At 69.4% G+C, this 1,972-nt stretch carries 3 protein-coding genes; 1 reads left to right on the top strand and 2 read right to left on the bottom strand.

Annotated elements, in window-relative coordinates:
• Together FV230_RS27735 and FV230_RS27730 are read right to left on the bottom strand one after the other, a co-directional pair.
• Positions 1–726, bottom strand: a 726-nt coding sequence (locus tag FV230_RS27735) for a TPM domain-containing protein (protein WP_147844654.1), incomplete at its 3' end; no start/stop codon positions are given.
• A 13-nt stretch (positions 727–739) separates the two neighbouring features.
• On the bottom strand, positions 740–1,300 hold the full coding sequence (locus tag FV230_RS27730; protein ID WP_246695038.1) for a LemA family protein: 561 nt from the start codon (positions 1,298–1,300) through the stop codon (positions 740–742).
• A 254-nt stretch (positions 1,301–1,554) separates the two neighbouring features.
• On the opposite strand from FV230_RS27730, the gene FV230_RS27725 reads away from it, so the two are divergent.
• Positions 1,555–1,884, top strand: coding sequence for a SelT/SelW/SelH family protein (locus tag FV230_RS27725; RefSeq protein WP_147844652.1), 330 nt, complete (start codon positions 1,555–1,557; stop codon positions 1,882–1,884).
• The last annotated feature ends 88 nt before the right edge of the window (positions 1,885–1,972 follow it).

Here is a 1,972-nt window from a genome sequence, read left to right as displayed (position 1 = left end):
GCCCCCATCGGAGAAGCCGCCGCCGAACCCGCCCGAGGTGCCGCCGCTCCAACCGCCGGTCCCCGGCCCGGGAAGAAAGACGATGCCGCCGCCGCGCCCGCGGCCGCCGCGGTTCATCCGCCACGCCACGAACAGGACGAGAAGGAACAGGCCGATGAAGATCGCGACCTGCGCCGGATCGACCTCGTCGGAACGGACCTTCGGCTTGCGCTGCCAGACCTCGGCGTCGCCCGAGAGGATCGAGAGCATGCCGTCGACGCCGGCGGTGATCCCGCCGGCGAAGTCGCCCTCCTTGAAGCGCGGCGTGATCGCGCTCGCGATGATGACGCGGGACAGGGCGTCGGTGAGGGCGCCTTCGAGGCCGTAGCCGACCTCGATGCGGACCTTGCGCTCGGTCGGCGCCACGATCAGCAGGGCGCCGTTGTTGGTCTTCGCCTGACCGAGCTTCCACTCCCGGAACAGGCGGTTGGCGTAATCCTCGATCGTGGTGCCCTGAAGGTTCGGCACCGTCGCGACGACGACCTGATCGGAGGTCCTGTCCTCGTAGGCCTTGAGCTTGGCCTCCAGGGTCCCGCGCTGCTCGGGGGTGAGAATCCCGGCGGCGTCGACGACGCGCCCGGTCAGCTTCGGGAAGGTCAGCTCCGCAGCCGCCGCAGCCGTCCACAGCCCGGCGCAGGCCACGAGGGCGAGGACGAGGGGGAAGGCCCTGAGCGCTCCGCGCCGCATGCGCGGGAAATCCCTAGAACTTCACGTTCGGCGCCCGCTCGGAATTGGGCGTTGCCGTGAAAGTCTCCATCGGCTTCGATTCCGGGTAGAACCACGCCGCGATCCAGCGGCCGGGAATGGTGCGGATCTCGGTGTTGTAGGCCTGGACCGTGCCGATGTAGTCGCGCCGCGCCACCGCGATCCGGTTCTCGGTGCCCTCGAGCTGCGACTGCAGCGCCAGGAAGTTCTGGTTCGACTTTAGGTCGGGGTAGGCTTCGACCGTGGCCAGCAGGCGCCCGAGCGCACCGCTGAGCTGGTTCTGAGCGTCCTGGAACTGCTTGAACTTGGCCGGTTCGGTGATCGTCGAGGCGTCGACCTTGACGCTGGTGGCGTTGGCGCGGGCCTCGGTCACCTTGGTCAGGGTGTCCTGCTCCTGCTTGGCGTAGCCCTTCACCGTCTCGACGAGGTTCGGGATCAGGTCGGCCCGGCGCTGGTACTGGTTCTGCACCTCGCTCCAGGAGGATTTCGCCTGCTCCTCCAGGGTGGGAACACGGTTGATCGCGCCGCAACCGGAGAGGCAGGACGCGAACAGCATCGCGATCAGCGCACCGGCGATGCGGGCGATGATCGGGCTGGTCCGCGGCGTTGCGAAGTCCGCACTCGACGACATGTCCACCACTCCTGCCTGCCTCGTCCGGCCCAGCTTGGCCGTAATCACGCCGACGTGAGATAGGGTGCCGCACCCGCCGGGAGAAGGGCCGCGCCGCGCGTTCGCGATGCATCGCGCGATCGTCCGGGCGGAGCCGGTCGAGGTTGACAAGCCCATCGCCGCGGTGCGCTGTGCGCCCCATGGATGACACGCCTCAAGCTGCGGCGGACAAGCCGCGCGTTGCCATCACCTATTGTACCCAGTGCAACTGGCTCCTGCGGGCCGCCTGGATGGCGCAGGAACTGCTCTCGACCTTCCGCGACGACCTCGGCGAGGTCGCACTGATCCCGGCGAGCGGCGGCGCCTTCTCGATCACCGTCGGCCCCGACACGGTCTGGGAGCGGACCCGTGACGGCGGCTTCCCCGACGTGAAGGCCCTGAAGCAGCGCGTGCGCGACCGGCTCGATCCGGCGCGCGATCTCGGCCATATCGACCGGCCGAGCTCCGATCGGCCGAAGTCCGACCCGTGATGGCGCGATGCTGCAGGACTACGCCCCCGATGACGCCGCCGCGCCCGCCCGCGATCCGGATGCTGCGGTGAGCCCGAGCGAGCTGCCC

The sequence above is a fragment of the Methylobacterium sp. WL6 genome (genome assembly GCF_008040095.1).
In the GTDB taxonomy this organism is placed as follows: domain Bacteria; phylum Pseudomonadota; class Alphaproteobacteria; order Rhizobiales; family Beijerinckiaceae; genus Methylobacterium.
The sequence above is the reverse complement of the archived record's forward strand: the minus strand, read 5'-3'. Positions and strand labels throughout refer to the sequence as shown.